General features: G+C 57.9%; 6 protein-coding genes. All 6 read right to left on the bottom strand.

What is annotated here, in order from left to right; translation table 11 throughout:
• Nucleotides 1–382: 382 nt before the first annotated feature.
• A complete protein-coding gene (gene lysS / locus L248_RS13485; protein WP_425423460.1) occupies nucleotides 383–1861 on the bottom strand; it encodes a lysine--tRNA ligase in 1479 nt (492 codons plus the stop codon).
• A 103-nt stretch (nucleotides 1862–1964) separates the two neighbouring features.
• Nucleotides 1965–2993 carry a tRNA dihydrouridine synthase DusB gene (gene dusB / locus L248_RS13480; protein ID WP_022530818.1) on the bottom strand — a complete coding sequence of 343 codons (1029 nt, stop codon included), beginning with the start codon at nucleotides 2991–2993 and terminating at the stop codon, nucleotides 1965–1967.
• A gap of 66 nt (nucleotides 2994–3059) precedes the next feature.
• Complete coding sequence (gene hslO / locus L248_RS13475) at nucleotides 3060–3935, bottom strand: Hsp33 family molecular chaperone HslO (RefSeq protein ID WP_022530817.1); 876 nt, start codon at nucleotides 3933–3935, stop codon at nucleotides 3060–3062.
• Between the two features lie 117 nt (nucleotides 3936–4052).
• Complete coding sequence (ftsH, locus tag L248_RS13470; RefSeq protein WP_022530816.1) at nucleotides 4053–6239, bottom strand: ATP-dependent zinc metalloprotease FtsH; 2187 nt, start codon at nucleotides 6237–6239, stop codon at nucleotides 4053–4055.
• A 96-nt stretch (nucleotides 6240–6335) separates the two neighbouring features.
• Nucleotides 6336–6875, bottom strand: a complete 540-nt coding sequence (hpt, locus tag L248_RS13465; protein WP_196812046.1) for a hypoxanthine phosphoribosyltransferase — start codon at nucleotides 6873–6875, stop codon at nucleotides 6336–6338.
• A 36-nt stretch (nucleotides 6876–6911) separates the two neighbouring features.
• A complete protein-coding gene (gene tilS / locus L248_RS13460) occupies nucleotides 6912–8228 on the bottom strand; it encodes a tRNA lysidine(34) synthetase TilS (protein WP_022530814.1) in 1317 nt (438 codons plus the stop codon).
• Nucleotides 8229–8366: the final 138 nt, after the last annotated feature.

Below are 8366 nucleotides of genomic sequence, written 5' to 3'. Positions count from 1 at the left end.
TCAGTTTTCAAAGGCCTGCGATTACCTTGCTGCGAAAAACGCAACTTTGATAATATACCATGCTGTTTCAGCTGTGTCAACAAGCAATTTCTGAAAACCGCTTGGTGACAACCTTGGTGACGCCTCCGCATCACATGACTTAACTATATTACCAACGGTGGGGGTAAAAAGCAAGCGTGAAAAATAACAGTAAAATAATAACGATAGAGATTGTTATAGCTGCTAAAGTTCGTTATTAGCCAATTATGTTCCCCCGTGGCACGGGAACAAAATGGCCGTCGGCCGTGGTCGGCCGAACTTTGTGTCAATAATCCGTCATAATCTGGTCAAAAAATTGTTTAAAAAAACAGCAGCGGTCGCCCGCTGCTGCCTCTTTGCTGCCTTATTTTTTCTTCGAATCGTCATCCAGATCCGCGATGGCATCCGCGGTGGCGTCATCGTCATTGTCTGGCCGCATGGTCGGGAACAGCAGGACGTCGCGGATGGACGGCGCGTCCGTGAGCAGCATGACCAACCGGTCGATACCGATCCCGAGACCGCCCGTGGGCGGCATCCCGTATTCCAAGGCCGCAATGAAGTCTTCGTCGATGCCCTGAGCCTCATCATTGCCGGCAGTGCGTTCCTTGGCCTGAGCCTCGAAGCGCTCGCGCTGGTCGATGGGATCATTCAACTCCGTGAAGGCATTACCGTACTCGTTGCCCAGGATGTACAGCTCAAACCGATCCGCAAAGCGCGGGTCGTCGCTGTTCTTCTTCGCTAGCGGAGAAATTTCAACCGGGTGACCATAGATGAAGGTGGGCTCCTTCAATGTCTCTTCGACAAATTGTTCGAAGAAGGCATTGATGATGTGCCCGACCTGCCAATAGCTCTCGTAGTGGACCCCGTGCTCATCGGCTAACTTTTGGGCATCAGCCAAGGACATCTTGGGCCAGAAGTCCACGCCGGTTTTCTCCTTGATGGCATCCACCATGTGGACCCGCTTGAAAGGCTGGTCCAAATCGACTGTCTCGCCTTGGTAAGTAATCTTACCGGTCTCCAGCACCTTGTTGGCGGCATAACGGAAGATACCCTCAGTCTCGTCCATGACATCGGTGAAATCGAAATAGGCGGCATAAGACTCCAGCTCAGTGAATTCCGGGTTGTGCTTGGTATCCACGCCTTCGTTCCGGAACACCCGGCCAATCTCGTAGACCCGTTCCATCCCGCCAACGATCAGGCGCTTCAGGTGCAATTCCAGGGCAATCCGCAGGTACAGGTCAATGTCCAGTGCATTGTGGTGCGTGATGAAGGGTCGGGCAGAGGCACCGCCGGCCTGGTTGTGCAGGACCGGTGTCTCGACTTCGATGAAGCCGTTGGCGTCCATGAACTCCCGGACGGCAGAAATGATCCGGCTGCGCTTGATGAAACGGTCATAACTCTCGCGGTTGGTGATCAAGTCCAGGTACCGCTGGCGATACCGCTGTTCGACATTGGTCAGGCCATGATACTTATCGGGTAAGGGGCGCAGGGCCTTGGCCAAGAAAGTCACGTGCTCTGCCCGGACCGTCAGCTCACCGGCATCAGTCTTCATCATGGTCCCGGTGATTCCCAAGAAGTCCCCTAAGTCGGACCGTTTAAAGATATAGTAATTGTCTTCGCCGACAACGTCTTTACGGACGTAGATCTGGATCCGGCCAGTGCGGTCTTGGATGTCGGCAAAACCGACTTTCCCCTTGCCCCGCTTACTCATCATCCGGCCGGCAATGACCACCCGAACAACGTGGCCATTGACCACGTCCTTATCTTCTTCGTCCAACTTAGTGTGCAGTTCTTGTGCGTTCGTCGTCGGATCGAAGCGTTTGCCGAAGGGGTCGATCCCCATCTTGCGCAACTCTTCCATCTTCTCGCGACGGACCATGATCTGGTCGTTCACTTGACCGTCTTTTTGATTAGCCACTACAGTGCTCCTCCTCGATAAATAATCATTACCCCGCCCGCTGCTCACGCGCAGCTTGACGGGCGGCCTTATGGGCCAAATACTCTTGGACTTCCTCTTCAAAGTGATCCAGCACGGCGTCGACTTCCGCCTCGGTCCACTTTTCGTTCAGCGATGCCCGGGCCTGGGCGGCACGGGGAATCCCCTTGAGGTAATAAGCCGCCTGCTGCCGGAATTCCGGTACGGCGACTTTCTCACCCTTTAATTCTAACAGACGATGCAGTTGTAAACGGGCCGTTTGCAACTTTTCTTCCGGTGTCGGGTCCGGCAATAGCTCGCCAGTCTCGATGTACGTCTTCATTTGGCCCAAGATCCAGGGATCGCCCAGGGCGGCGCGGCCGACCATTACGGCCGTGGCGCCAGTGTGTTCCAGAACGTGCTTGGCATCCTGGGGCGTGCGAATATCACCGTTGGCCATGAAGGGAATCGTCAGCGCATGGCCGACTTCAGCCAAAATATCCCAATCCGCGTGACCACGGTACATCTGCTTGCGGGTCCGGCCGTGCATTGCCAGGGCGGCGGCGCCGGCCTTCTCAGCCGCAAGAGCGTTCTGGACCGCATAAATATGATCCTCATCCCAGCCGGTCCGCATCTTCACGGTGACCGGCTTAGAAACGGCGGCGGTGACTGCCGCCACCATCTCGTAGACCTTGTCCGGATCCAGCAGCCACTTCGCGCCGGCGTCGGTCTTGACCACCTTATTCACGGGGCAGCCCATGTTGATGTCAATAATGTCGGCCGCAGTGTTCTGATCGACAAACTTGGCGGCCTCCACCAGCGTCTCTTTGGTACCCCCAAAAATCTGAATACTGATCGGGTGCTCCCGGGGATCGACGAACAGCATCGACAGCGTCTTCCTATTCCGGTACATAATGCCCCGGTCGCTGATCATTTCACAGACCACCAACCCGGCGCCGAATTCTTTACAGGTCACGCGAAACGCTGCGTTGGTGATCCCCGCCATCGGGGCCACGACGATCTGATTGGGGATGGTGACTGAACCGATTTTCCACTCCATAAATAACCTTCTCCTTTGGGCCTAGCTCTGCCATCTTAACAATTTTCTGTAACCGGCGCAAAAGCATCACGCCAGCATGTTCCGTAACTCATCTTCCGTATACGTGTATTTATTGCCGCAGAACTTGCACACGGCTTCGGCCCCGTGGTCCTCGTTGATCATCGCTTCGATATCGTGGCGGCCCAGCGCCTTGATCGACTTGGCGAAGCGGGCCTTGGAACAATCGCACTGGAATGCCACTGGGGTGCGGTCCAGGAACTTCAACTGGCTCTCACCGAAGATTTTCGTGAGGATGTCTTCCGGCGTGTCGCCGCCGCGCATCATTTCAGAAATCAAAGGCAGTCCGCGGACGGCTTTCTCCACGGCGGCCAATTCGGCATCCCCCGCATCGGGCAAGGCTTGGATCATGAAACCGCCGGCGGCGCCGATGGTATTGTTGGCCTGCACGAACACGGATAAGCCCACGGCTGAGGGAATCTGTTCCGACTGGGCCAGGTAGTAGCTGAAATCTTCGGCCAGCTCACCGGACACCAGCGGTACTTGGCCGGTGAACGGCGTCTTCAGGCCCATGTCCTTGGACACTGCCAGCAGTCCTTGGCCCACGGCTCGGCGCACGTCGATCTTGCCGACCGTATTCAGCGGCAGCTGCACGTGGGGGTGCTGGATGTAGCCCTTGACCGTGCCCGCCGGCTTGCCCACGGCCACGATGGCCCCCACCGGACCATCGCCCAAGACGCGGGTCGTCAGGGTCTCGCGCCCTTCGTCCTTGAGCAGGGCACTGCTGAGCAGCAAAGTGCCCACCAAGGTGCGGCCCAACGCGGCACTGGCCGCGCCATACGTGTCATGACGCCGCTGCGCTTCGGCGACCGTCGCGGTGGCATCCACCGCCAGGGCGCGCAGGTGGCCATCGGTGGTGACGGCTTTGACCAGATAATCTGCCATAATTTATTCTCCTTACTTTTCGTTCGCATAATCGACTTTTCATTATAACGGCCGTATCCGGTTTAGACAAGAAAGCGGCGCTCCCGCTGGGGGAACGCCGCTTGAAAAAAACAGCAGTTAAGCTTGATCGCTAGGCGGATCTTGGTGGTCATCCGGCGGTGTCGGGCTTTGGCTGCTGGCGTCGCTGGACGCGCTGTCCGCTGCACTGCCGGTACTGGCTGGTGCCGGTGCAGCCGCTGCGGTGCTGGTGCTGCTGCTGTCAACAGAATCACCGTCATCGTGCTTGGCCGCTTCCTGTTCGGACTTGCGATGATCGCGTTCTTCTAACGCTTTCTTCGCTTCTTCGAAAGTGCCCGACTGTTCAGACGGATACTCTTCGGTCTCGTCCGCCGGCATCTTGCCGGTGTTGAACAGGCTGAGGATCTGCTTCTCGTTCAAGGTCTCGTACTTCAGCAATGCTTCGGCAATGGCCTTGTGCTGCGCACGGTGAGCTTGAATGATCTCGAAGGCCTGCTTGTGGGCCGCGTCGATCAGCTGGCGCACTTCGTCGTCAATGGCGGCGGCAGTGGCTTGGGAGTAGACCGGCGGCTGACCGTAATCAGCGCCGACGAACGGCTGGCTATCCGAGGCCAGCGTGACGGTCCCCAAGCGTTCGGTCATGCCGTACTTGGTCACCATCTCGCGGGCGATTTGGGTGGCCTGCTCGAAGTCGTTGGAGGCCCCGGTGGACTGAACGCCGAAGATGATTTCTTCGGCCGTCCGGCCGCCCATCAGGCCGATGATCTGCTCGTTAAGCTCCTTCTTGGTGACCAGGAACTGATCATCCTTCGGCAGCATGATGGCATACCCGCCGGCTTGACCGCGGGGCACGATTGTCACTTTGCGCACGGTCCGCGAATCGCTCAGGACCAGGCCGATAATGGCGTGGCCCGCTTCGTGGTAAGCGACCATGTTACGTTCCTTAGGAGAAATGACCCGGTCGTGCTTGGCCGGCCCTGCGATGACCCGGTCGGTCGCTTCATCAATATCCGATGAGTCGATCTGGGTCTTGTTCCGCCGTGCCGCGACCAAGGCGGCTTCGTTCAGTAAGTTCTCCAGATCAGCCCCGACGAATCCAGGCGTCTGTTGGGCCACCTGCTTCAGGTCAACATCCGGCGCCAACGGCTTGTTCTTGGCGTGGACGCGCAGGATAGCTTCCCGGCCCTTAACGTCCGGCCGGCCAACGAGCACCTTCCGGTCGAATCGGCCCGGCCGCAGCAGCGCCGGATCCAAGACATCGGCCCGGTTCGTGGCCGCGATGACGATGACGCCCTCGTTGCCCGTGAACCCGTCCATTTCAACCAGCAACTGGTTCAAGGTTTGTTCCCGTTCGTCATGTCCGCCGCCGAGACCTGCGCCCCGCTGACGGCCGACGGCATCGATTTCATCAATGAAGATGATCGACGGTGCCGCTTTTTTGGCATTATCGAACAGATCCCGCACTCGGCTGGCACCAACCCCGACGAACATTTCGACGAAGTCTGAACCAGAAATGGAGAAGAACGGTACGCCGGCTTCCCCGGCGACCGCCCGGGCCAGTAACGTTTTACCAGTACCCGGAGGCCCCTCCAGCAGGACCCCATGCGGGATATGGGCCCCCAGTGCGGAGTATTTCCGCGGATCCTTCAAGAACTCGACGACTTCGACCAGTTCTTGCTTTTCTTCCTCAGCGCCCGCCACATCAGAGAAGCGGACCTTGTTCTTCTTGGGATCTTCCGGCTTGGCCTTGGACTTGCCAAACTGCATGACCCGACCGTTGCCGCCCCCGCCTTGGTTGGCGGAGTTCATCATGAACCAGAAGAAGGCGATGACCAGGATCGTGGGGACGAAGTAGAACAGCATCTGGAGCCAGAATCCGGAATTGGATTCACTGCTCGTCGAATAGGATACGTCCGCATCCTTCGCGGTCACCCGAATCTGGTTCAGGGTCGCATCGTTAGGCAGGACCGTCGTGGTGAAATTGGTGACGGTGGAGGAACTGCTGCCCGACGACAAGAACCCGCCGAACCCGCTGGCTGGCGTATTGACGGTTTGCGGTTCCCGATAGGTCCCGGAAACCTTGTAGACACTGCCCGACGGCTGAATGTTGAAATCCTTGATCTTCTTGTCTTGCAGCTCGGTAATAAACGTACTGGACTTGATCTCTTGGGAGCGGCTATTATTCCCATTGCCGCCTAAGAACGTGGAAACCAGTGCGACGAGCACGACGAAGATGAAGAAGTACAGCACCCCGCTGCGGAACAGCCCGTTTCTGCGATTTTTCATCTATTAATTCTCCTTACATTCTGCGTGCGCACACACACGCAAAAGGGCTTCACTAAATAGCATCATAGCACTCCTGATGCATGGCACAAAGAAAACTTACTGTTCGTAAACGCGCGGTGCAAGAACGCCGATGTACGGCAGGTTCCGATATTTCTCAGCGTAATCCAGACCGTAGCCGACCACGAATTCATTGGGTACATCAAAGCCGACGTAATCGGCCTTGACCGGCAGCTTGCGGCCCGCCGCCTTATCCATCAACGCGACGATTTTGATCGTCTTGGCTTGGCGCGTCGACAGGAGCTTGATCAGGTAATTGAGCGTGGCGCCCGTGTCGACGATATCTTCAACGATGACCACGTCTCGGCCTTGCACGGACGTGTCCAGATCCTTCAAGATCTTGACCTCGCCGCTGGAGACCGTCGCGTTCCCGTAACTGGACACGTCCATGAAATCGATCTCCACAAAGTCGTCCACCTGCCGGATCAGATCCGTCATAAACACGATGGCGCCCTTCAGAATACAAATGAACAAAGGGTTCTTCCCTTGATAATCTGTGGTGAGCTCTTTGCCCAATCGCGCCACCGTTGCTTGAATATCGGCTTGGCTGTAAAGCACTTTTTCTATATCTTCCTGCACAGTGCTATCCTCCATCAATTAGCGTTTATTTGCCTGTTAGCGGTATGTCAACATGCCCTTCATTGTATCAGGTTGCGCCATACCAGACAATTGACGCTGGTAATAGCCAGGAATACACCATACCTGGTCACCCACAGCGGCGAGAACAAGTGTCTCGCGCTGGTCGCGGCGAATCTTTTGGTTAATGAAGAAACGCCGCAATGCTTGGTGCTGACCGGATGGCAGCTGAATCATATCCCCTGGCCGGCGGTGACGCAGGACGACGCCGGCTGGCACCGCTAACCCCGGCCCAGCGGGCGCCAAATGCCACCAATGACCATCGGGATAAAAAACAGTACTTAACAATGATAACTGCACGGGTAAAAAAATGCCCCCATCTTGAGACTGATTTTCGCGGGTGAGGCGGATTTCGTCATAGCTGATCCGGCACTGCCAGCCCCCGGCCAGCTGAACCGCGCCAGAGGCCCGGCGGCTCTCTGCGAGCCCCAGGCACTGGGTGAGCTGCCGGCCGGTCAGCGGGGCCGTCGGGCCGGCTAAGTATTGCAGCAGCAGGCTGCGCTGACCGCGGGGCAAGGCGTTGAAGACCGACCGAGCGATCAGCGTCTCCGGGCCCTGGCGGCTCGTCATGGCGGCGGCCAATTGCGCCAGCCGCTCCGTCAGCAGCGCCTTGGCCGCCGTCATTTCTTCCGTATACCGCAGTACGTGAGCGGCACTTTGAGTATTCAGCGCACGCACCGCGGGGACCACCGCCGTCCGGACTTGGTTGCGCTGATAGCGCAGATCCTGATTGCTGGCATCTTCATAATGGGGGACCCGATGGCGGTCAGCGTAGGCACGGATCGCCGTCTTGGGATAAGGCAAGAGCGGCCGCACCAGCGTATATCCCGGCCGGTCGCTGACCAGCTGCAGCCCCGGCTGCTCGAAGACACTGCCGGACCGAGCCAGCTTCATCACCACGGTCTCTAAGGCATCATCATTATGGTGGGCCAGCCACAGCGTATGGGCAGAAAAGTGCCGCAGCGCCGCGGCGAACGCCCGGTAGCGAAACGTCCGCGCCGCCTCTTCCACGCCGTGGTCCAGCGGCGGGTGGTGCCAAGTCACGGCATCCAAGGGCAGCTGGTGGGCGGCACAAAAAGTCCGCACAAAATCGGCTTCCGCCGCACTTTCCGGCCGAAGCTGGTGGTCCACATAGACGACCCGAACGGCTAAATGCTGGGCTGCCGGGGCGTGGCGCAACAGGTCCAGCAACGTCATCGAATCGACTCCGGCCGACACCCCGACAACGATCGTGTCGCCGGGCGTCACCAGGTGCAATTCCTGAGCCTTAGCCCAAAATCCTGTACGGGTCAGCATGGCAAGCTCCTTTCTGAAGGTGGTGGGCCGGATTGGGCGGCAGGTTAGTGTCTGGCGCTGGCCCGGGTGACTACGGGCTCCGCGGATTTGGGCTGGAACGCCATGGGCACGACTTTGAGCCAAGCAAAGTGCGCTTGT

Origin of the sequence: Schleiferilactobacillus shenzhenensis LY-73, from assembly GCF_000469325.1 — a bacterium.
Classification (GTDB): domain Bacteria; phylum Bacillota; class Bacilli; order Lactobacillales; family Lactobacillaceae; genus Schleiferilactobacillus; species Schleiferilactobacillus shenzhenensis.
This window is presented reverse-complemented; position numbering and strand designations above follow the sequence as displayed.